The 22,200-nt window shown below is 61.6% G+C and carries 16 protein-coding genes and 1 CRISPR repeat array; of the genes, 10 read left to right on the top strand and 6 right to left on the bottom strand.

Annotated elements, in window-relative coordinates; genetic code table 11:
* Positions 1-32: 32 nt before the first annotated feature.
* The 4 genes from H7E91_RS00925 to H7E91_RS00940 form a co-directional block, all read right to left on the bottom strand.
* On the bottom strand, positions 33-845 hold the full coding sequence (locus H7E91_RS00925) for a Sir2 family NAD-dependent protein deacetylase (RefSeq protein WP_338401688.1): 813 nt from the start codon (positions 843-845) through the stop codon (positions 33-35).
* Positions 842-1,639: a hypothetical protein gene (locus H7E91_RS00930; RefSeq protein ID WP_182353183.1), complete on the bottom strand. Its 798-nt coding sequence runs from the start codon at positions 1,637-1,639 to the stop codon at positions 842-844. The genes H7E91_RS00925 and H7E91_RS00930 overlap by 4 nt, the downstream gene beginning before the upstream one ends.
* 101 nt (positions 1,640-1,740) lie before the next feature.
* Positions 1,741-1,986: a hypothetical protein gene (locus H7E91_RS00935; protein ID WP_182353184.1), complete on the bottom strand. Its 246-nt coding sequence runs from the start codon at positions 1,984-1,986 to the stop codon at positions 1,741-1,743.
* 122 nt (positions 1,987-2,108) lie between these two features.
* On the bottom strand, positions 2,109-2,801 hold the full coding sequence (locus H7E91_RS00940) for a GntR family transcriptional regulator (protein ID WP_182353185.1): 693 nt from the start codon (positions 2,799-2,801) through the stop codon (positions 2,109-2,111).
* A 126-nt stretch (positions 2,802-2,927) separates the two neighbouring features.
* Between H7E91_RS00940 and H7E91_RS00945 the strand changes: the two genes are divergently transcribed.
* The 4 genes from H7E91_RS00945 (at position 2,928) to H7E91_RS00960 (ending at position 7,756) form a co-directional block, all read left to right on the top strand.
* The gene (locus H7E91_RS00945) at positions 2,928-4,205 is read left to right on the top strand and encodes an SLC13 family permease (protein WP_182353186.1); all 1,278 of its coding nucleotides are present in this window, start codon (positions 2,928-2,930) and stop codon (positions 4,203-4,205) included.
* Between the two features lie 2 nt (positions 4,206-4,207).
* The gene (locus H7E91_RS00950; RefSeq protein ID WP_182353187.1) at positions 4,208-5,197 is read left to right on the top strand and encodes an asparaginase; all 990 of its coding nucleotides are present in this window, start codon (positions 4,208-4,210) and stop codon (positions 5,195-5,197) included.
* A 299-nt stretch (positions 5,198-5,496) separates the two neighbouring features.
* The gene (gene fbaA, locus H7E91_RS00955; RefSeq protein WP_182353188.1) at positions 5,497-6,519 is read left to right on the top strand and encodes a class II fructose-bisphosphate aldolase; all 1,023 of its coding nucleotides are present in this window, start codon (positions 5,497-5,499) and stop codon (positions 6,517-6,519) included.
* A 217-nt stretch (positions 6,520-6,736) separates the two neighbouring features.
* Complete coding sequence (locus H7E91_RS00960; protein ID WP_182353189.1) at positions 6,737-7,756, top strand: NADPH:quinone reductase; 1,020 nt, start codon at positions 6,737-6,739, stop codon at positions 7,754-7,756.
* A gap of 39 nt (positions 7,757-7,795) precedes the next feature.
* Here H7E91_RS00960 and H7E91_RS00965 read toward each other — a convergent pair whose 3' ends face one another.
* Positions 7,796-8,236: a hypothetical protein gene (locus tag H7E91_RS00965; RefSeq protein ID WP_182353190.1), complete on the bottom strand. Its 441-nt coding sequence runs from the start codon at positions 8,234-8,236 to the stop codon at positions 7,796-7,798.
* 177 nt (positions 8,237-8,413) lie between these two features.
* Positions 8,414-10,780, bottom strand: a complete 2,367-nt coding sequence (locus H7E91_RS00970) for a glycogen/starch/alpha-glucan family phosphorylase (RefSeq protein WP_182353191.1) — start codon at positions 10,778-10,780, stop codon at positions 8,414-8,416.
* 627 nt (positions 10,781-11,407) lie between these two features.
* Between H7E91_RS00970 and cas7g the strand changes: the two genes are divergently transcribed.
* From cas7g to cas2, 6 genes are read left to right on the top strand one after another with little or no spacing between them, the layout of a single operon-like run.
* Positions 11,408-12,625, top strand: coding sequence for a type I-G CRISPR-associated RAMP protein Csb1/Cas7g (gene cas7g / locus H7E91_RS00975; protein WP_182353192.1), 1,218 nt, complete (start codon positions 11,408-11,410; stop codon positions 12,623-12,625).
* Positions 12,622-14,175 (top strand): type I-G CRISPR-associated protein Csb2, encoded by a 1,554-nt coding sequence (gene csb2 / locus H7E91_RS00980; RefSeq protein WP_182353193.1) that lies wholly within the window; start codon positions 12,622-12,624, stop codon positions 14,173-14,175. Before cas7g ends, csb2 begins: the two co-directional genes overlap by 4 nt.
* Positions 14,159-16,933, top strand: a complete 2,775-nt coding sequence (gene cas3g / locus H7E91_RS00985) for a type I-G CRISPR-associated helicase/endonuclease Cas3g (protein ID WP_182353194.1) — start codon at positions 14,159-14,161, stop codon at positions 16,931-16,933. Before csb2 ends, cas3g begins: the two co-directional genes overlap by 17 nt.
* On the top strand, positions 16,930-17,952 hold the full coding sequence (locus tag H7E91_RS00990) for a hypothetical protein (protein ID WP_182353195.1): 1,023 nt from the start codon (positions 16,930-16,932) through the stop codon (positions 17,950-17,952). Before cas3g ends, H7E91_RS00990 begins: the two co-directional genes overlap by 4 nt.
* On the top strand, positions 17,949-19,562 hold the full coding sequence (gene cas1 / locus H7E91_RS00995) for a CRISPR-associated endonuclease Cas1 (protein WP_182353196.1): 1,614 nt from the start codon (positions 17,949-17,951) through the stop codon (positions 19,560-19,562). Before H7E91_RS00990 ends, cas1 begins: the two co-directional genes overlap by 4 nt.
* Positions 19,559-19,861, top strand: coding sequence for a CRISPR-associated endonuclease Cas2 (cas2, locus tag H7E91_RS01000; protein WP_182353197.1), 303 nt, complete (start codon positions 19,559-19,561; stop codon positions 19,859-19,861). Before cas1 ends, cas2 begins: the two co-directional genes overlap by 4 nt.
* A 177-nt stretch (positions 19,862-20,038) precedes the next feature.
* Positions 20,039-22,092: a CRISPR direct-repeat array (repeat unit 36 nt; unit sequence ATGGCTCCCCTTCATCGGGGAGCACTTCATTGAGGC).
* Positions 22,093-22,200: the final 108 nt, after the last annotated feature.

Raw genomic sequence — 22,200 nt, forward strand, 5'->3', positions numbered from 1 at the left:
TCGCCCGCGGCAGCGGGTCCACCCCCTTCGAGTCAGCCGGCGAGAACCCGGTCGACTGCCGCGAGCGTCTCGGAAATCCCGCCCTCGATCCGCACATCCGCCAGCCTGTCGGCCTGCGTCGACCCACGGTTGATGATGGCGATATCGGCGCCGGAGGACAGTCCCTGGGTGACCACCCACATCCCCGTCATGACGAGCAGGGAGCTGCCGACCACGAGGATCGTCTTCGCGTCCCGAGCGTAGTCGAAGGCCTCGTCCATCGCCTGGACTGCTTCGCCGAAGAAGACGATGTCGGGCTTGAGGGTGCCCCCGCAGGAGGCACACGGGGCGACGGTGAACGTGGACTCGGCCGCCTTGGCATAGTCCGCCTCGGCGAGGATCGCCGCATTCGCCGGATCCGGATCGTCGACCGTGTGCGGGTTCAGCTCGCGCAGCCGCGGGTCGAGGGCGGCCCGGTCCGTGACCTCGCCGCAGTCGAGGCAGGTCACGCGGGTGAACGACCCGTGCATCTCCGCCACCCTCTCCGAGCCCGCCTTGACATGGAGTCCGTCGATGTTCTGCGTCGCGGTGCCGGTGACGATGCCGTCCCGCTCCCACTCGGCGAGAATCGCATGACCCTCCGTCGGTGCGAGGGCGTCGAGGGCCCGCCACGTCTCCTGGTTCCTCTGCCACACCCAGCGCTGCCACGTGTGCGAGCCCGTGAACATGTCGAAGTCGACGCTCGGCTTCTCCGAGCCTCCACTGCCCCGATAGTCAGGCAGGCCGGAATCCGTTGAGAGCCCAGCACCGGAGACGACCACGACATCGCCGCGGCTCATGAGCTCCGCGAGGCGCTCAATGCTCACGCCCGCACCCCGCGGCGGATGAACTCGGCCGCGAGATCGTGGCCGAGCTTCTCGGGATTGTTGGAGCTACGCCGAATCTCGACCTTGCCGCTGCCCATGAACCGGGCGTGGAGCGCGACCGTCCTACCCGTTGAGCGGGCAAGAACGCCGACCGGGGCCGATGGTGCGAGGCTGAGCTCGCGGACGAAGCTGCGCTCGGCGATCATCTCCAGCCTGGTCGTCTGATCGTCGACGAGGTCGAGAGTGTGCTCGACCTGCGAGCCGCGACGCGCCTCAAGGGCAATCGCCCCCTGGCCCGCGACGGGCACCATGACCTCGTAGGGCAGATCCTGGCCGATGTCGCGGCCGAGCCGGGTGAGCTCCGCCCGCGAGACGATGATGCCGTCGAGCTCGCCGACTTGAGCGAGACGCTCCTCGAGGTCCCCGCCGATGTCGACTGGCCGCAGGTCCTGCCGGAAGTGGGTGATCTGCGCGGCGCGGTTGGCCGAATCGACCCCGACCCGCGCCCCGTGGGGCATGCCCCGATAGTCCGTGGGACCGACGAACGCATCCTGAGGGCTCTCCCGAGGAAGGAAGACGACGGAGAGATCGTCATGATCGGCCAGCGGAATGTCGGAGGCCGCGTGGACGGCGACGTCGCAGTGACCGGCGAGCAGGGCCTGCCGCAGGTCCTCAGGCCCGCCATCGACCTCGACGATCTCGTACCCGTCGAAGCCGTCTGCCGCGAGCAGGGTGTCACCTGCGGCCGCGGCCTGAGCGAGGTGGAGGGCTGAGGAACTGGTGCCGATGCGCATGCCGACCAGTATACGTACGGCACGTGTTCGGCCGCCGGTGGGGGTGAGGCAGGCTGCTTCTGCGCAGTCGGTTCCAACCCCTGCGGCCGCGCACTCTGCGCTCAGAGGATGAGCGGGAGAAGAAGGATTACGATGACGAGGATGAGGCCGGCTATCGCCGGGTAGAGGGCCCGCTTGCTGCGCAGGAGATTGAAGTCATCTCCGCTCGATCCGCCGCTCGCACTGCGGGCAATCCGATAATCGGCGCTGTGGCCCAGCAGGTCATCGGGGTGCCGTCTGTCGGCGGGCCGGTCGTCGTGGTCATCGTGCCTGTCCTCGCCGTGGCGCTCGCGGGAATCGTCAGCCATGAGTGCCCCCTTTCTCCTGCCACGCTACGACATCGGCCGCGTCCACGGTTGGAAAATCGGGTCGCGGGTGGCGGTCGGGGCGACTGCCCGGGACAGGGCGCGGCGGATGCTGCCGAACGGAATCAGACCTGGCTGCCCAGTTCCCGAAGGATTCGCAGAGTCGAGTCCAGGTGCTCGACTTCGAGCTCGACGACCCGCTCAGTATCTTTCGCGATGAGGGCGTCGATGATGGCTCGGTGGGCGGCGTGGGATTCCTCGATCTGCTCGGGCCGCAGTCGCAGCGAGATCGACACGTAGGGGGATGAGGCTCCCGCCAGCATCTGGACCATCCGCGAGGTCCACGAGCTGTCGTACTTCATCGTGACCTCATGGAACCTCTCGTTGATGGCTGCGAAATCGAGGAGATCATCTGTTCCCTCCATCTGCTCGATGAGGCTGAGGCCGAGTGAGATGTCCTCCTGGGTGACGGAATCGATCGTCCTGCGGATGAGAAGAGGCTCGATCAGCTTCCTCATGCTGTAGATCTCTTCGATTGCCGACAGATCGAGCGAGGCGACAGTCGTCCCCCGATAGGGGAGGGAGGCCACAAGACCCTCCTCGTTGAGCCGCTGAAGAGCCTCGCGCACCGGCGTGATGGAGAGATCGAGGTCGCGGGCGAGGTCTGCCTGGACCAGCCTGTCCCCGGACTTCAGCCGACCGGTGATGATCGCCTTCCGAATCGCGGTATGGGCGTAGTCCGCCTGGGTCCGCGGCGCTCCGGCAGAGCGCGGCGATCCCGTCAGCCACGTGCCGGCGTGCTCTGTGTTGCGGGTCATCGCCACCTCCCTTGGTCCATCTTCCACCATCAGCTCCCAACGCAATGCTTCCCTCGGGACATAAGTCCATCGAGTCGAATTTTACAGAATATATCTTATAAGAAATTCAACGGAGAAGGAGCTCCCATGGAGATTGCAGGGCAGGTTTTGATCGGCGTGACGATCATTCTCATGGTCGTCGGCAGGACGCCTCTCTACACAACCGCCATCGTCGGCGCGACGCTGGCAGCGCTGGTATACGGCATCCCGGTCACGGGAGAAGCCGAGGACACGACGATCAAGTCGCTTGTCATCGGCGGCCTCAACCCCGTCATCGCCGATATGGCGGGCGTTCTCATCTTCATCGGCGCGATGGAGCACACGGGATACCTGAGGGTTCTCGTCAACGCCATCATCCGCCAGGGCAACAAGCTCGGACGAGGGCCGGGCGTCGCCGCCTCCGGCGGCATCGCCGCCGGGATCATCGGCGGCTTCACCGGCTTCACCCAGCCCGCCATCACCGCCGTCGTCACCGGACCCGCCTCGGTCAAACTGGGTGTCGACCCGAACAAGTCCGCCGGCACCCACGCCCACGCGGGCCACCTCGGCAACTTCGCGGGATTCACCCACCCCACGCTCCTCGCCGTCATCGCCACAGCCGGCATCACCTTCGGCTGGATCAACGCCATCGGCCTCGCGACTGCGCTCACCATCTTCGGTCTGTCCTTCGCCCGCATGCGTGGTGACGTCAAGAAGGTCAAGGCGACGTCCGCCGAGGAATCGAAGGAGGCTCTGTCCGAGTTCGCCCGCAAGGAGGGAGAGCCGACAGTCTGGTGGGTCCTCCTGCCGTTCCTCCTCCTCGTCGTGGGCTTCGCCATGGGCTACCCGGTCTTCGCGGTCGGCTTCGTCGTTTCGGTCATCGTCATGATCATGGCCCGCGCCAATCCGATGGAGGCGGAGAAGTCGATGCTCGAGTCGGTCAAGCGCGTCGCCATCCCGCTCATCGCCACGATCGGCTTTCTCTACCTCTCCGGCGTCATCTCGGCCGTTGGCATCACCGGCCTTCTCGGCGGCTGGTTCGAGCCTCTCATCGAGGCTGCCCCGATCATCACGCTGGTGCTCGTCTCGGCCGTAGCCGGCCTTCTCACGCAGTCGAACTCCGCATCCGCCGCCATCATCCTCCCCATGCTCACCATCGTCATGGCGCAGGGTGATGTGAATCCGCTGGCTGCGGCTGTCGCCGCAGCCGGTCCGACCGCGATCATGCAATACTTCCTCACGGGCGGCCCGGTCGCTGCACTCGCGACCACAGTTCCTGTGGTTCCCGGCTCTGAGCTGAAGGCGGCGAACCGCTTCCAGCGGCCGTCCCAGCTGGGTGGACTGCTGTTCGTCTCCATCGTCGCCGTCGTTCTCGGAGGATTCTGATCATGAAGCCGATCATCGCTGTCGGAGCTCTCGGCGGAACCATCGCCATGTCGGCCGAGGGTACGGGTGCCGTCAGGCCAGAACTGTCCGCGGATGATCTGGTGGGGGCAGTACCTGCTCTCACCGATGTGGCACAGATCCGCGCCGAGACGATCTCGAACGTCGCATCGCCCGCGATCGTCCCAAGGAACGTCCTCGATGCGCTCGACTTCGCGACGAGGTCGATCGACGAGGGTGCGACGGGCGTCGTCCTCACCCACGGTACCGACACCCTCGAGGAGACCGCCTACCTGCTTGACCTCCTGTGGGATCGGGAGGAGCCGCTCGTCGTCACCGGTGCCATGAGATCGCCGAACCTGCCGGGTGCCGACGGCCCCGCCAATCTGCTGGCCGCCGTCGTCACCGCCGGGTCGGAGGACGCAAGGGGGATGGGAGTACTCGTCGTCCTTGACGACACCGTGCACCTCGCCCGCCTTGCCGCCAAGACCCATGCAACGGCTGTGTGGACGTTCCAGTCGCCCGGCTGGGGTCCGGTCGGCCGGGTGGCCGAGAGACGCCTGCGGATGGCGCTTCGGCCGATGCGGATGTTCGAACCACTGCCGGCGCCGGGTGATGGTCCGATCCGCATTCCCATTGTCGAGACCCCGTTCGGGGACGAGGGGGACTGGGTCCGGGCCATCGCCTCCCTCGAGCCCCCGGCCCTTGTCGTCCAGGCCTCCGGAGTGGGGCACATGTCCGAGCCGGTGTCCGATGCGTGCGAGGAGCTTGTCAGGAGCGGTATCCCCGTCATCATGGCCTCCCGCACGGGCAGCGGCACCACCCTCGAGAAGTCCTACGGGTACCCAGGCTCCGAACAGGACCTCATCGCGCGTGGGCTCATCCCGACCGGCTTCCTGACGGCCCGCAAGACTCGGCTCCTCGTCCACGTGCTCCTTGAGTCCGGAGCAGACGAGGCCACCATCCGCAGGGAGATCGCCGCGAGGGGATTCTAGCGACACACGAACCGCCGCGACAGAACCGCGCCCTACGGGGTGCGGTTCGTCGTCGGAGCCGGATGGTGCGCAGGTGCCGCGCGAAGCGAGCCCGCTGACTCGACCTCTGTGCACGGAAGGTGGCAGCCGGCTTGGATCTCGCTGGACGCTCTCGAGCCTCGGCATACGGCAGAAACCGCGTGAAATCGGCCGTGATCTTGGGAACGTTCCATCGCTTTCCCCCTGGTCGGCCTATTGAAACACCACGGATCATGCGAGAATAAACGGTGGTTACAGCCGTCTAACGAAGGAGTCCCACCGTGGCTATTGCAACCCCCGAGGTTTACAACGAGATGATCGACCGCGCGAAGGAGCAGGGCTTCGCGTATCCGGCGATCAACGTCACGTCCTCGCAGACACTGACCGCTGCGCTGCAGGGCTTTGCCGAGGCTGAGTCCGACGGCATTATCCAGGTCTCCGTCGGCGGTGCAGAGTACTGGTCGGGCTCCACCCGCAAGGACCGCGTCGCGGGCTCGCTCGCGATGGCGGCCTACGCACGTGAGGTCGCGAAGAACTACGACGTCACCGTCGCCCTCCACACTGACCACTGCGCCAAGGGCAACATCGACAGCTGGGTCCGCCCGCTGCTCGAGATTGAGGCTGAGCAGGTGAAGAACGGCGAGCTTCCGGCCTTCCAGTCCCACATGTGGGACGGCTCGGCTGTCGAGCTCGAAGAGAACCTCGAGATCGCCCAGGAGCTCCTCGAGCTTTCCCAGAAAGCACACACGATTCTCGAGATCGAGATCGGCGTCGTCGGTGGCGAAGAAGATGGCGTCGTCGGCGAGATGAACGAGAAGCTCTACACGACGGTCGCGGACGGCATGGCAACGGTCGAGGCTCTCGGCCTCGGAGAGAATGGCCGCTACATGACGGCCCTCACGTTCGGCAACGTCCACGGCGTCTACAAGCCGGGCTTCGTTAAGCTCCGTCCCGAGCTCCTCGGCGAGATCCAGAAGGCTGTCGGCGAGAAGTACGGCAAGGACCAGCCGTTCGACCTCGTCTTCCACGGCGGCTCCGGTTCCTCGGAGGAAGAGATCGCCACCGCCGTCAACAATGGCGTCATCAAGATGAACATCGACACCGACACCCAGTACGCCTTCACCCGTCCCGTCGCGGACTGGATGCTGAAGAACTACGACGGCGTCATCAAGGCCGACGGCGACATCGGCAACAAGAAGATGTACGACCCCCGCGCATGGGGCAAGGCAGCTGAGAAGGGCATGGCCGACCGCATTGTCGAGGCGTGCCAGCAGCTCGGCTCCGTCGGCAAGCGCATGAGGTAACACCTGATCTCACAATGGCGGCAGGTCCCTGAGGGGGCCTGCCGCTTCTTAGTACGCTCACGACCTCAGACAGGCTTTGGCGATCGGAGGACCATAGCTGGGCTAGGCACCCACGAGTAACGAACATGCGTCCCTCCTCACCTCCGATCTTTAGCGCTAGGGTGGGGCACAGGCGAGCGCGGGTGAGATACGTCTACGAGAGGCCGGGGGAGAGTCAATGGTTGACCAGCACAAGGTTGCGCGGTATCGAGAGTTCGGAGGCCCCGATGTTATCCACGTTGAGAACGAGGACATCCCGAACGTGGGACCACGGGAGGTTGTGGTCGAGATCCGCAGGTCTGGGATCAATCCCCTCGATGTCAAGACTCGCGCGGGCGCTCAGAATAAACCCATGCCAGAAGGCGGCATCATCCCGCACACCGATGCCGCCGGAACCATCCGCCGAATCGGGGATGATGTCGACGGCCTTGCTGAAGGACAGCGCGTCTGGGTATGGGGAGTGGGAAGGCCCGTCGGCACCGCGGCGACATTCGCGGTAGCTCCCGCAGAGAGAGTCGCGCCGCTACCCGATAATGCGTCGTGTGATCTCGGTGCCAGCCTCGGGATCCCCGCCATCACGGCTGCGCTCTGCCTCAGCCGCTACGAAGATCGCGTCATCGAACCGTCGACGCACGCGCTCGCGGGCAGAACGGTCCTTGTTCGCGGCGGTGGCGCAGTCGCCCATTTCACCGTTCAGCTCGCGAAGCTCATGGGCGCCACTGTCGTCGCCTCGGCATCACCCGCCAAACTTGACGCACTCATACGTGCGGGGGCTCATCACGCCGTTGACCGGACGAGCCGGAACGTTGATGAGACGTTGAGAGGAATCAGCCCGGACGGCTACGACCTCATCGTCGACGTTAGTCCCGCAACGAACATGCGCTCCAACATCGAACTTGCCGCATTCCGAGCCACGGTCGCGATCTACGCGCGGGAGGGCGGTGACTCCGCTGACGTTAGCTTCAGGATTCTCCAGGCAAAGAACATGACGATGAGAAGCATTCGGACGATTGATCTTCCGCAGGACGAGATGCAACTGGCGGCAGATGTCGTCACGTGGGCGCTCGAAGCCGGGGCTCTGAACGTGGGCGAGGACCATGGTCTGCCGCTCCACGTCTTCAGCCTCGACAAGATAGCCGACGCCCATGCGGCAGCCGAGTCACGGGACTTTCACGGAAAGGCGCTTCTCGCTCTGTGAGTGCGGGGGACTCGTATCCGTTCGAACGCCCCAGGCCCTTCAGTCCCTGTTTTGCTCGGACTTCTCGAGGACATAGATGAGTCCGCCAGCAAGGACCGCGAGGACGAGACCCTGCTTTGTGTGAGGAAAGGACACCCCGGCCGCACGCTTCCGCTCGCCGCGGTTGAAGATGTACTTCTCGCCCGCGAGGACGGCAATCGTGGAGGCGAGGCCAGCGCCGGCAAGGATACCGGCGGTCTTCTTGAGGGTCTCACCGTCCGAGTCGTCGACGAACTGGCGGAGGCTGTCCAAGTCGTTCGGCAGGGTTGCGTTCGCCGTGACGATGACCTGGCCTGTCGATAGTCCGAGCAGCGCCATCTTCCCGAAATAGCGCAAGAGTCTTGAACGGACAAAATCTGGCATCGCGTAGTACGCGAGGGTGATGCCAGCGGTTGTCGCTGCATCGGTCAGCGGATCGGCTTTCATCATTTTGTCAATCATGTTTACCTCTTTCGTCTCACCGCCAGACTACGCGGGACCTGCTGGCGGAGCGCAGTGTCTGCGGTGAGATGCTCATGGAGAATCCAGACTCTCTGCACAGCCAACTGAGGGCGCCACATGCCTGATACGAGAGCTGTGCCCCGAGAGGCAACGCTCCCGGGGCACAGAGGCAGGCGATCAGAAGTCGATCGGCTCGATGCGCCACACCTCGCGCGCGTAGTCGCCGATCGTTCGATCGGACGAGAAGCGCCCCGATGCGCAAATGTTGAGCCAGGACTTACGTGCCCACTCGACTTCGTCCCGGTAGTCCTCGAGCGCGCGATCACGCGTTTCACGGTAGGAAGCGAAGTCACCGAGAACGTAGTAGACATCCGAGCCGTCCGGGCCCGACTCGAGGAGCGAACGGCGGATGTCGGCGAACATGCCGGAACCGTTGTCGTTGAGTGTGCCGTTGGTCAGCGCGTTGACGACCCTGGTGAGGCCCGGCGTCGCCTCCATCGTCGCGTACGGATCGTATGAGGCCATGAGGCTGGGAAGCTCCTCCTCCTTCGCTCCGAAGACGTAGGCGTTTTTCTCGCCGACGGCATCGACGATCTCGACGTTTGCACCGTCGAGAGTGCCGAGCGTCAGCGCCCCGTTCATCATGAACTTCATGTTCCCGGTACCGGAGGCTTCTTTACCAGCTGTCGAGATCTGTTCGGAGATGTCGGCGGCTGGGATGACCTTCTCGGCGGGGGAGACGTTGTAGTTCTCGATGAAGACGACCTTGAGCTTGTCGCCGATATCGGGATCGTTGTTGACAAGGCGAGCGATCTCGTTGATGAGCTTGATGATCGCCTTGGCTCGGAAGTACCCGGGGGCTGCCTTCGCACCGAAAATGGCGACCGATGGCGTGACATCGAGGTCCGGGTTGTCCTTGATCTGGAAGTAGCGATCAAGCACATAGAACGCGTTAAGAAGCTGGCGCTTGTACTCATGCAGGCGCTTGATCTGAACATCGAACGCCGCATCGGGGTTGATCTTGATGCCCTGACGCTTGTCGATCCAGTCGGCGAAGTCCTGCTTGTTGGCCTTCTTGATCTTGATGAGCTCGTTGATGAGTCGCTTGCCCTTGACCTTCCGCGCGAGCGGCTTGAGCAGGTCAAGGTCCGACACCCATGCATCCGAACCGACGTGCTTATCGAGCAGGCGGGCGAGGCGCGGATTGCACTGGTTGAGCCAGCGCCGCGGAGTGACGCCGTTCGTCTTGTTGTTGAACTTCTCCGGCCAGATCTGGTACCAGTCGTGCAGCGTGTCCTTCTTGAGGATATTTGTGTGGATCTCGGCCACGCCGTTGATCGAGAAGCTCGCATAGCACGCGATCCACGCCATGCGGATGCGACCATTGGAGATCGGGGCAAGGTAGTCGACGCGGTCGTCGGCGATGCCGCGCTGGGCCATGTCGATACGGAAGCGACGGTCGATTTCGGCGACGATCTCGAGGATGCGGCCGAACAGCTGCTGGAAGATCGAGTACTCCCAGGTCTCCAGGGCCTCGGCAAGCGTCGTGTGGTTCGTGTATGCGAACGTCCGCGTCGTCACATCCCACGCGTCCTCCCATGTCATCCCGTGCTCATCGAGGAGGATCCTCATGAGCTCGGGGATGGCGAGAACGGGATGGGTGTCGTTCAGCTGGATACAGTTTTGTTCCGCGAAGCCGCGCAGATCTTCACCGTGCTTCTCGATGTAGCTGTCGACCATCGTCTGTAGCGAGGCTGCGACGAAGAAGTACTGCTGACGGACCCGCAGGACCTTGCCCTCGTAGGTTGTGTCATTCGGGTAGAGGACACGACACAGGTCTGCAACGCGCTCACGTTCAACGATGGCGTCGGTGAAACGCTGGGAGTTGAACGCGTCGTAATCGAACTCCTCCATCGGCTCCGACTTCCACAGCCGGAGAGTGCCGACGTTGTTTGTCCCGTAGCCCGTGATCGGCATGTCATAGGGCACTGCCCGGACATCCATGTCATCGAACTTGACGTACCGGGATTGCTCCTCGCGGCGCACGACGAAGGGGTAGCCCTCCTCCATCCACGGGTCCGGGTGCTCATGCTGGAAGCCGTTCTCGAACGACTGCTTGAACAGGCCATAGCGGTAGAGGATGCCGTAGCCGGTGACCGGCAAATCCAGGGTGGCGCATGAGTCGAGGAAGCAGGCCGCGAGGCGGCCGAGGCCGCCATTGCCGAGCGCCGCATCCTGTTCAGCCTCGAGGACGTCCGACAGGTTTTGGCCAAAAGCTTCGACGGACTTCTTAGCATCGTGCACGAGATTGAGGTTCGTGAGGTTGTTGAGAAGTGCCCGCCCCATGAGGAACTCGGCCGAGAAGTAATGTTGCTGGCGCCCCGTGGACGCGCGGCGAGCAGACTGCTCCCAGTCATCAGCGATGAGAGAGACGATATTTGCAGAGAGTCCTGTCCACACCTCTACGGGGGTTGAAGATTCAGGGGACCGTCCCGCAACAGCTCGGGTGAAAGAGCCCAAGCTGGCAGTGAGATCAGAAGTCACTTTTTCTCCTTTAGTGAAAGGTGCTGAGGTTGACCTGCTTTCCACAGTAGTTGGTCCCCCGTACTAGGACGAAAAGCATCCCTTCTCGTGACTGTCCTCTGAAAATGTAGGTTGCAAACGGAGGGGGATCACGAGAGCGAAAGTGAATTGCGGCACATTGTGTCTGGGCCAATGCTTACGATTGTCGTCAAGGCGTACGACGACGTTCGCCTGAAGACTAGTCGAAATGCAGGAACATGAACTGTCGAGCGTCGCAGCAGCGGACGTCTTCGATTCCCGACCAGGTGCGGCATCGAAGAGCAGTCGAACGGCGATTTCAGACACGAAGTCCCGAGCAATGCCACAGTGTGGGTCCACCTCGCGCCAGCGAAGGGCCGAAGCGGCACCGTACGGACAGCACTTCCCACAAACTTGCTCACTTAACCCGAATGAAGGACGCGAGGCGGATAGCAAAATTCTACCTCGTGGCCGCTGTGTCGATTTCCAGGAATATTCTTATTAAGTAAGTAAATTTGCCCAGACAGACTGCTACTCTGCGGTATGCAGCGAGAAGAACTTCTCGGGGCATTTCGATCCGCGGAGCGTTTCTGCGGGCACAACTCAGGAGAAATAGTTATGAACGCACAAATGGCACAGCTGACACTGGACGACCTCCTCAAAGCGTGCTCCCCGGGAGGTTCCAGTGCGCTGACGGAGATTACGCAGCTGGCCCCCGCAGGAGGTCCGCAATCAACGGTCGCTCCGGCTAGATATGTGTCAAAGGGAGCAAAGAATCCGACGTACAACTTTGGAATTCGGTTTGTTGATGGCGCGCCGAAGATCACGGTTGTGATCGATTCAGGGCAGTCGCAGAGCAATCGCGGCGAGGAGGCCGTTGAGCGCTCGCGCCGTGATGAGTATTCCCCGATTCATGACATCCTGTCGCGCATTCCAACCATCGAAGTCGATTACGAGGGGCAGAAGTACTCGGATTGGGTGTTGCCGCACAGAGCATTCGACGCGCATATCCGCGCAGGTTCTGTCGGCGGTGAGTCGGTGACGAAGAACCCCATTTACCGCGCAGCGCGAGACTCGAGCCATGCGCATGCCCGTGCTCTTATGGACCTGAGTCCCGTCAGCCTCACGAATGGTTCATGGGACGCGACCCGGAAGTCCCATCAGGGGCGGTACAGGACCGCGCTCGAAAGCGAGATTGTTGGCGTCCTTGCTGATCAGGAGTCGAAGCCCGAGCCAAATCTGGCTGGTGGCGCTCGCGTTGACCCGGTTGCAGCCAGGGTCCAGCTGGACAGGGAGACGATGACTGCTCTTGCCGACAACCAGCGAGACGAGCTGTCGAGGAAGAACTACAAGTCGATTCTGGCGGAGGCAAAAGCCGCAGGTAAGGGACTCACGTCGGCATCCAAGCTGGGACTCGGAGCGATACCTCCGTCGCTTGAAGCGCTGGGCGGTGTCGCCTGCTCTCAGATTATTCGGAGTCACGTCTTGTCCTTCGCCACGCTGAGGCAGCTGCGCTTTGGGCTGAGCGCCGAAGGTGATATCGCTCGACGTGCAGTGCTTGCCGCCCTCGGGCTGGTGGGTATGGCTCTTGCGAACGAAGAGCTCTACATTCGAGCAAACTGCAGCCTTGTCGAAGTTGACTATCCGGAGACGGTTCTCGACGAGAGGTACGGCCAGAAGAGGAGTCTCGCACCCATCACTGTCGAGCAGGCTGGACAGCTCCTTCGCGAGGCGGTCGATCATGCCGTGAAGGTCGCGGAGCTCGACTGGCACGGTCAAGTATTTGAAGTCCAGGGTGACATGTCGATCCTCCAAGCCGCCTCTGCTGATGTGGAGGAGGAGAAGTGAGTTCGGCGATCACTGCGACGTGGCCGATGGGGGTGTATCTTGGTCACCGTCGCGACGGCTCAACAGAAGATCTGCCCTCATTCGGAAGGGTTTTTTCAGCCCTAACTCACGCGGCAGCGACCGGAGTCACCTCGAGGACGGAGAGCGACGGGAAATCGGAGGAGATACCGGAAGATGCCCGCAAGGCCCTTGAATGGCTCGAGCGCAACCCACCCACGAAGATGCTGATACCCGTGTTCGCCGCAGGGCGGAGATCTGCTTCCATCGCGTACCGAAAGGAGGGTGTGTTCCGGCTCGAAGGCGGCAATAAGAACTACAAGGTCACTGAACGATTAGTCGGCGAGGGCACTGCCCTTGCAGGGCCGGTGTCATGGATATGGGATGAGCCCTTTCCGCAGGATATAGCACGCTCTCTCGACAGCATGTGCGCCGATGTTGGGTGTCTGGGCGAAGCGTCAAGTGTTGTGAAGCTCGAACTGGACGAAGGACTGGACGCAACCCATCACCTGACGAAGTCACGAAACTTTTTCCATCCTGGCGGCATTGAAGTCGAGGTGCCCTCTCAGGGGCGTCTCGCCAGTCTCGTGCGCCAGAACGCCGAAGCACGACCGAAAAAGAAGCCGACTGAAGCGGCCGACCGGCACAACACGTCGGCAATGCCGGGGTCGCCTAAACCTTCCTCGACTGGATTGGTGACGAGACGCGTTGTGCGAATCGAAGAGGGGCGGACGCCGGTCCCTTGGGACGGGGCCGTCGCCATTCCCATCGTTCGTGGACGGAAAATTCGCAGTGACCAGCGCGTTGGGTTCGCTCTAGCCGTTCATCGGGCGCTGATTTCGGTCATAGGCACCGGAGCTCCATCGTCTGTTACGGGCAAATACGACGACGGAGTGAAGATGCCGGCCAACCGTGTAGCTGTCCACTACTTGCCAGCCGGTCTGCCGGTCAGCGGTCTCGAGGACGAAGACCATCTGCTCATTCTTCTCCCGATGGGCTTGCCGCCATCTGAACTGGACTCGCTGTCAACCGCTCTCCAGAGGCTGCGGACGATCAATTCGAAGTTCGGCAGGTTCGAACTCGCGGACGACATCAATTATCTGGCAGGAGATCGTTTCTGGGCGGAGCCCGCGGACGGGGTTGAGCGGTCATGGGAGATCTCTCCTGCTGCCATCCCGGAGCGCTGGGCGGAAGGTCGAACGCGCCGCGACGTGTATCGGGACACGATCGCGTGGTCGGTCGGCAATGTTTTCAAGGACCTGCTGGACGTGGAGCTGCCGCGCGCCGTACGAAAGCGCCGAGCGATGCTGGAGCAGTTGGGACTGTCTGTCGAATGGGCTGACCCACTCGTCACGCGCCACCCCACGCGATATGTCCATCGAACCAACAGGGTGATGCCCGCGATGCCGTACACCGGCCAGATACGACTCGACGGCATTCTCCCGACTTCCGCGATCGCGGCGATCGGACAGTCCCGCCATCTGGGCGGTGGACTTCTTATCCCAGTCGACCGCTACGGCACAAAGGAGGTAGCAGATGCTGACAATCGATGACTTCTCTGATTTCTTCGCGGAGCTCTACGATGGCGCAGAGCCGTATTCGTGGCAATCGCGCGTCCTGACTCGCTTGGTCGAGACTGGGCAATGGCCCGATAGCATTGCCGCACCGACCGGGTCCGGCAAGAGTGCCGTCGCCGATATCCATGTCTTTGCCCGCGCTCTGGCGATCCAGGATGGGCTCACTCTGCCTCGACGCCTGGTGCTTGTCGTCGGCCGACGCGCCCTCGTCGATTCCCAAGCGGCTCACGCTCGCAGGCTCCAGGAGCGTCTTTCTGCTCCCCAGAAATCCCAGGTGATGGAAGAGATTGCTTCGTTTCTCAAGCGCGAGAGCGCAGGGAGCGGAGAAGTTCTAGGCGTGTCCGTCGTGCGTGGCGGCATCACCCCAGACCGTGGATGGATCGACCATCCAACATTGACCCAGATTCTGTGCATGACGCCGGACATGTTCGGTAGCAGGCTCCTCCATCAAGGGTACGGTGAAGCGCGGTCGGCACGGCCTCGCTCTGCGGGGCTTCTTGCGCTCGATACGGCAGTCGTTGTCGATGAGTCTCATCTCAACGTCCAGCTGAGCACAACAGCCCGACGGGTCAGAGAGATCGTTCAGGATGCTCCGGCAGCTGACATGATTCCGCCCATTCAGGTGGTTGAGACGACCGCGACGCCACAGCCCTCCACCCCGCCTGGTGTCACCGTGAGCGAGGAAGAGCTTGATCTCTCACGGGAGTCCGATCGGAGCCTCGCGACCCTTCTGCACGCCAGCAAACCGCTCGAGACCCGCGGCCTCACTGAGTGGCCTCTGCCCCGGACGGGCGCGGCGCGGAGAGCAGGAATTGAGGCCTTCGCGTCGAGCGCAATCAGTATCCATTCTCGCGCAGAAGGCACTATTGGGGTGATTCTGAATCGAGTCGCCGACGCGGTCGCTGTTGCAGATCACATCAAGAAGGAGGGATATCGAACGGTGCTCAGAGTGGGGCCGATGCAGCAGTTGACAAGCATGAAGGCGATGCGCGACCATCCGACTCTGCTGACGCCCGCTGGCGATGCGGACGTCGACTTTCTGGTCGCCACTCAGACAATCGAGGTCGGTGTCGACATCGACCTCCACGGCATGGTCACTGAGATCGCTTCAGCACCCGCCCTGATTCAGCGATTTGGCCGAGTCAATCGGAAGGGACGCCACTCGGAGGCGCCCATCACCATCATCGGCCCGTCGGCTGAGGTCGCCACGGATACCGTCGCCGCTCCCTACACAGCAGACGAAGTTCGCGAGGCTCAGTCGTGGATCGAGTCGATCCTGCGAGATGTCGCCGACTTGTCTCCCGCGAATCTGCTCCGGACTGCCGTCCCTGCCAGCTCACCCAGGAGACTCGTCTTGGAACGGCTCTCCCTTGCTGACGCGGAGCTCCTGTCGCACACGCGTGAAGACCTGTTCGCTGACGCCGACCTCGACATCTGGCTCGCCGATGAGATGAACATTGTCGAGCAAACCGCTGGTGCAATCGGACGGTACATAGCCGTCTCGCCTGAACAGAGGCTCCCGCTGTTACAGGCAACGCGGCCACAAGATCATGAGGTCTATCCGACGACTCTTGCGCGCCTCCGCGAGGGATTTCTGCAGGCGAAAAAGGCGCGTGACCAGCGACCTGGAGGTAAAGGCCAGGGGCCGGTCGCGTATCTTTACCGTGAATCCGAGTGGATCGCATGGGAAGATGAAAATCAAAGGCTCCAACCGGGAGATGTTGCCTGTTTCCCTTCGACGGCACATCTTTCCATGGAAGGGGTGTTCCTTCCGGCCGTCGGCGCGGACGAGCTTGGCGACTCGCTTTCGGCCTGGCTCACTGAGCCTGACCTTGAGGGGCAGCTGGAATGGCCGCGCCAGAGAGTGATTCAGTCTTCCCACAGCGCAGAAACCTCAGTGACGGAGATCGAGGCGGCGACGCTGTATCAAATCACTCAGATCACGGGAGCAGGGGAAGAGGTCTCGATCGACATCCTCGACGAAAACATGGTCCGAGCGGGATATGATGACTGGCTGAAACGGCTTCTCGGGGCTGATCTCGACGCTCTGCCGACGGCACTGCGCATCGAACACGCGGCAGCGGACACTGAAGGCAATGTCCAGTGGGCGGTCCTCAGCCTGGAATCCCCGACGTTCCTCACTGAGGAGAGCAGGCAGGAATGGACGTCAGCGGGCAAGGTGCTCTTGGCGCAGCACCAGCAAGATGTGGCCGAAAGAGCGCTGGAGATGGTGTCGACTCTTCGCCTGCCGGAGACCCTTGCCTCTGCTGTAGTGAGCGCCGCGCGCCATCATGACGACGGAAAGTCACATCCGCGCTTTCAAGCTCGGCTCGGAAACACCGATGCCGAAGGTCCGCTTCTTGCGAAGAGCGGCAGGCGAAAGAACCTGTCCGCGAGCCGCACGGGCTCGGATGGTCTGCCGGTCGGGTGGCGGCATGAACAGCTATCTGTGCTCCTCAACGCCGACGATGACGTGGAAAACCGAGATCTGATTCTGCGTCTCATCGGAACCACCCACGGACACGGCCGCACTCTGTTTAAACCGTCAGCAGAGCAGCTGTGCACTGGACTCGATAATGCCGAGCTCAAGGCCAGAGCGGAGAAACTGTTCACCGAAGGGGAATGGGATGAGCTGATGGAAATGACAAGCATTCACCACCGATGGTGGGGGGCTTCCTTCTTGGAAGCCGTTCTCCGAGCGGCGGATTGCCAAGTGTCAGGAGATGGACGATGACTACGACTATTATCCACGGCGAGATCGATGATCTGTTTTCCCACATGGTGCTGCTCGGTCTGGCATCGGTGGTGGAGGATTCCGGGCACTCACCTGTTCGACTGGTGTGGACGGACGAGGAGCAGTCAGCCTTGGTGGCACGTGAGGGCTTTGGATCGAACGAGATTGCTCAGGTCGTTCATGCTCATGCGGCGAGCCACGCGGCACGGGATTCGTGGCTTCGGCACCGATTCAGCTTTTCGAAGGGGGCGAAATCGTTCACGGTGTCAACGACAGCTCCTCGAACAGCTGGACCAGAAGACCCAGCGGATTGGCGCCGTCTCGACGCCGTTCGCCAGCGGTCGCTCGAGTCAATGCCTTCGGCTCTCGACCATCGATTCGTCCAAGGCTTGGGGTATCGCTCGTGGTGGTATCGGCGCGGCAAGGATCTGCGGGCGGATGTCGGGGCGAACATTTGGGAGATGCGCACACGGAACAAGGGTACGGAGTTTATCCGTGATCGTCTCCTGCCGCTAGCAGAGATCGTTGCGGGATGGCCGGTTGAAAAGGTCGAGAGTGGCCTGCTCGGCACAACGCTCGATGATCCCCACGGTAACAATAAGCTGGATTCCAGAAGTCCGACGGGTTTCAGCACCCCGCGTCCGGTCGACAATGCACGGGCATGGTGCGCTTTGTGGGGATTGAGCATGCTGCCCGTTGCCCATCTCAACAATCCCTCACACGCGTACCCCGCCTATTCGGCACGGGGCAGGGTTGGGACCGGCAGTCTGCACCAGCTGCTGATGCCCGTGCCAAACCGTCAAGTCACACCGGCCCGCATGCGAGCCCTGCTCCGCAGTCGACAGCTCATTGATGCAGTCGACGAACAGGGTGAGGGAGCCTACTTGAAGAAGAAGGGTGCGTGGGAGTGGCTCAAGCAACAGGGCGCTGCCGCCGTAATCCGGTTCCCTGTTCAATATGTCGGCTCGACCAGCGCGCCTGAACGACAGGCTTTATCAGGAGTGAGGGTATGGCCATGACCGACGTGAACGGCCGCTCCTCGGAATCCGTCCCGATATCTCTCGTCGCCCATACCCTCTTTTGCGAACGCCGGACGTGGCTCGAGACAATGGGAGAACGAGCGCCCCATTCCTACGCCATGAAAGTAGGAGATTCGGATCATCGCCGAACCCATGATGCGTCTACTGGCCGTTCCAATCGGATCAGGGCGCGAGACATCGTCGATCACGAACTGGGGTTTCACGGAAAGATCGACACTGCGGATGTGCTGCCTTCAGGCGGGCTGAAGCTCACCGAATACAAGGCGACTCCGGTGAGAGCGCAACCGCGTGTTTCGGAAGCGGCCCGCGTGCAGCTGGCGCTACAGACCATTGCCCTCGAGAAGGAGGGGATACATGTTGAAGAGCACTCGGTCTACTTCACCACGCATCACAGGCACGTCCCCGTTGTCCTTGACGAGAGCGATCGGGCATTCGCGATCGAAGCTGTCGCGAGGACCCATGCCATCATCTCGTCGAACCAAGCACCTGCACCGCTCGTCGATGATTCGCGGTGCGAATACTGCTCCCATGCTTCTATATGTCTGCCCGATGAGCGAGCAGAGTCGGCAGTTTCGAGGCAGATCAGGGCCGCCGACCCTGCGGGACAGGTGCTTCACCTCTCGACCTATGGAGCGCGGGCTTCACTCCGCTCCGGACGGATTGTCGTCAGGTATCAGGGCGAGGAACTCGCATCTGTGCCGATCGAGCAGGTTAACGGCGTAGTCATTCACGGCAATGTCGACCTCTCGGCGGGACTGCAACGAGAGCTCCTATGGCGCGATGTGCCGCTCGTGTGGTGTTCGTCCTCCGGCAGGGTCGTCGGCTGGAGCCGGTCAGCCTACTCGCCGAACGGATCAACCCGGGTCGAACAGCACGTCGCGTCGGCAGAAGGCCGACTCGGCTTGGCGAGGGAGTTCGTTTCGGCAAAGATAGCGAACCAGGCGACGATGCTCCGTCGATACGTCGGTCGAACGCAAGATGCACAGAAGCTGCGGGAGTTACAGAAGGAGGCCTCAACGGCCCCTACCTTAGGATACTTGTTCGGAATCGAGGGAACTGCCGCTGGTCTGTACTTCGGCAACTTCGACCACTTCCTGAAGGACAGAGTACGCGACCAGGTTGGCGCCTTCCCGGGCCGCAATGGTAAGGGAGCGTCGGATCCGATCAACATCTGTCTAAACTACGCGTATGCACTGCTCCAAGCAGAGGTCCTTCGCGGCGTAGTCGCATGCGGACTCGACCCTCACGCGGGGTTTCTCCACAGTTCGAAGAGAAACAAGCCGGCTCTGGTTCTCGACCTGATGGAGGAGTTTCGGGCGCCGGTGGCCGATTCTGTCGTGATTGGCGCTTTCAACAATGGCGAGGTTGCACCGTCGCGGTTCCTCAACACCGGAACTAACTTCCGGCTCGATGACAAGTCCCGCAAGGCTCTTATAACGGCTTTCGAAAGAAGAGTTGAAACCGAGTTCACCCACCCTATATTCGGCTATCGAGTCTCCTGGAGGCGAGCGATGGAAGTCCAAGCGCGCATGGTCCTTGGATACCTGGATGGGTCACAGCATCGGTATGTTGGGGTGAAAGTCCGATGACTCGGAATGATTCCCGCCGATATCTCATCGCTTACGACATTCCGGATGACCGCCGTCGAGCCAGGATATCCAAGGCCCTCGGGTCTTACGGGGAACGGATGCAGTTTTCGGTGTTTCTCTTGGATCTCAATCCAGTGGCTCTGGTGTCATTGACCGATGAGCTGGAAGACCTCATGGATAGCGCTGAGGACGCCCTCCTTATCTGCGACCTGGGAGCATCACATGACGCCAACCAGCGGTCAATAACGTCGCTTGGCAGACAAGCTGAGTTGCCGAAGCCTCAAAGCTTCGTCATTTAAGCGAGCGGCGCATCGACACGTAAACCCCGGTGTCCCCTCGCGAGCCACCTTTCTCCGGAAACGCGCGAGAAAGCACTTGTTTGAAAACCGCATAGCGATAAAATCTTGATCAACGTGGGATGACCTCTCGCGGTTGCTAGTATCGCCGCAGGTCAAAGTACTCGTTTTTCGAGGACTATGGCTCCCCTTCATCGGGGAGCACTTCATTGAGGCCGGGAGGAGGCGTTCCTCCGCTTCTACCGGCTCCACCATGGCTCCCCTTCATCGGGGAGCACTTCATTGAGGCTCAGCGTCATTCAAGGCTTCGTGGACGGCGGCCCTCTATGGCTCCCCTTCATCGGGGAGCACTTCATTGAGGCACGTTGCCTTTAGGGTCTTGGATCAGTGCCATATCGATGGCTCCCCTTCATCGGGGAGCACTTCATTGAGGCAGCCCCGACGCCTACATAGCGTCGACCAGGTGGGATGGCTCCCCTTCATCGGGGAGCACTTCATTGAGGCATAAAAAACAGGGCGAGCACTTGACCGAGCGCCGACTATGGCTCCCCTTCATCGGGGAGCACTTCATTGAGGCATGAACCTCGGAGACCACATCCCGGCCCTTAGACACCATGGCTCCCCTTCATCGGGGAGCACTTCATTGAGGCCTGGATTCGATTCAGCAGACTGTCGCGGCGACGGGCGGCTCCAAATGGCTCCCCTTCATCGGGGAGCACTTCATTGAGGCGGAGTAGTCGCCCTGTACGCCGAAACCACGGAAGAAATGGCTCCCCTTCATCGGGGAGCACTTCATTGAGGCTCGTCCCCGTCGAAGCAAATGACGCGGTAGTAGGTATGGCTCCCCTTCATCGGGGAGCACTTCATTGAGGCCAAGCAGACCGCCCACCCACGTTTGTTAGGGTGTCGGATGGCTCCCCTTCATCGGGGAGCACTTCATTGAGGCCACACGTGGATCAACGTTGGAGACGGGGAGTGGTATGGCTCCCCTTCATCGGGGAGCACTTCATTGAGGCTGGGCGTGCTTGATCATGCCTAGAGCGAGCGTGTATGGCTCCCCTTCATCGGGGAGCACTTCATTGAGGCGACTGGATCTTCTTGTTCGACAGCGTGTGCTCCGAGATGGCTCCCCTTCATCGGGGAGCACTTCATTGAGGCTACGCGGCGGGAACTGCGACGCTTAGCTTCTCGGGCATGGCTCCCCTTCATCGGGGAGCACTTCATTGAGGCCCTCTGCGACGGACGCACCCTCACCATCGCCCCAGAATGGCTCCCCTTCATCGGGGAGCACTTCATTGAGGCAGGCACTGGGGCTTGTCCTGCGGCGGCCGCAACAAATGGCTCCCCTTCATCGGGGAGCACTTCATTGAGGCTGCCTCGCCTTCTCAATCCGGCCATCCATCGTCCCCATGGCTCCCCTTCATCGGGGAGCACTTCATTGAGGCTGAAAGGAACACAGCAATGAGCACGCTTGAGGAAATGGCTCCCCTTCATCGGGGAGCACTTCATTGAGGCCTGGCGGCGTGGAAACAGCTCCACCACCGTTTCGTCATGGCTCCCCTTCATCGGGGAGCACTTCATTGAGGCGTCGCAACAAGAGTTGATTGACAAAATGGCTCTGGAATGGCTCCCCTTCATCGGGGAGCACTTCATTGAGGCGAGCATCCCCGTCATGCGTGAACGCCCTATCAGCCAATGGCTCCCCTTCATCGGGGAGCACTTCATTGAGGCGAGAGCACCAACGAACATTACATCCTCGTGGTCAAATGGCTCCCCTTCATCGGGGAGCACTTCATTGAGGCGTGTTCCCATCGATCGTGACCATGCCATGCTGGTCGGATGGCTCCCCTTCATCGGGGAGCACTTCATTGAGGCTCCTTCACCTCCACAGCGACCCGCTGCCCCATGTGATGGCTCCCCTTCATCGGGGAGCACTTCATTGAGGCGACCACGCCGTCCGAGAGCCCTCTATCGCTCACGGAAGATGGCTCCCCTTCATCGGGGAGCACTTCATTGAGGCGCGGTCCATAGTCCGGGCGTGAGGGGCAGGGGGACGATGGCTCCCCTTCATCGGGGAGCACTTCATTGAGGCCCATGGGTTCCTCTCAGAATGGTGCTGCCGCGTTGATGGCTCCCCTTCATCGGGGAGCACTTCATTGAGGCCGAAACAGCCTGGGCGCAGGCGTGGCCCGAAACTGATGGCTCCCCTTCATCGGGGAGCACTTCATTGATCCCAGTCCATCGTCCAAAAGACCTTCTTCACTTATTAGCGCTTTCTCATCGCATGGGTTATCTTCAAGATGGATTGATAACGCGGAAATAGTTCTGTTGATACAAGGACG

The organism is Flaviflexus huanghaiensis (assembly GCF_014118685.1).
Classification (GTDB): domain Bacteria; phylum Actinomycetota; class Actinomycetes; order Actinomycetales; family Actinomycetaceae; genus Flaviflexus; species Flaviflexus huanghaiensis.

Bases quoted from the DNA above. Each gene is read 5' to 3' on its own strand.
- cas2 (WP_182353197.1), top strand. From the start codon at position 19,559: ATGACTCGGAATGATTCCCGCCGATATCTCATCGCTTACGACATTCCG.
- H7E91_RS00940 (WP_182353185.1), bottom strand. From the start codon at position 2,801: ATGACCCGCAACACAGAGCACGCCGGCACGTGGCTGACGGGATCGCCG.
- cas3g (WP_182353194.1), top strand. From the start codon at position 14,159: ATGCTGACAATCGATGACTTCTCTGATTTCTTCGCGGAGCTCTACGAT.
- H7E91_RS00960 (WP_182353189.1), top strand. From the start codon at position 6,737: ATGGTTGACCAGCACAAGGTTGCGCGGTATCGAGAGTTCGGAGGCCCC.
- H7E91_RS00950 (WP_182353187.1), top strand. From the start codon at position 4,208: ATGAAGCCGATCATCGCTGTCGGAGCTCTCGGCGGAACCATCGCCATG.
- H7E91_RS00930 (WP_182353183.1), bottom strand. From the start codon at position 1,639: ATGCGCATCGGCACCAGTTCCTCAGCCCTCCACCTCGCTCAGGCCGCG.
- cas7g (WP_182353192.1), top strand. From the start codon at position 11,408: ATGGCACAGCTGACACTGGACGACCTCCTCAAAGCGTGCTCCCCGGGA.
- cas1 (WP_182353196.1), top strand. From the start codon at position 17,949: ATGACCGACGTGAACGGCCGCTCCTCGGAATCCGTCCCGATATCTCTC.
- H7E91_RS00945 (WP_182353186.1), top strand. From the start codon at position 2,928: ATGGAGATTGCAGGGCAGGTTTTGATCGGCGTGACGATCATTCTCATG.
- H7E91_RS00965 (WP_182353190.1), bottom strand. From the start codon at position 8,236: ATGATTGACAAAATGATGAAAGCCGATCCGCTGACCGATGCAGCGACA.
- H7E91_RS00990 (WP_182353195.1), top strand. From the start codon at position 16,930: ATGACTACGACTATTATCCACGGCGAGATCGATGATCTGTTTTCCCAC.
- H7E91_RS00935 (WP_182353184.1), bottom strand. From the start codon at position 1,986: ATGGCTGACGATTCCCGCGAGCGCCACGGCGAGGACAGGCACGATGAC.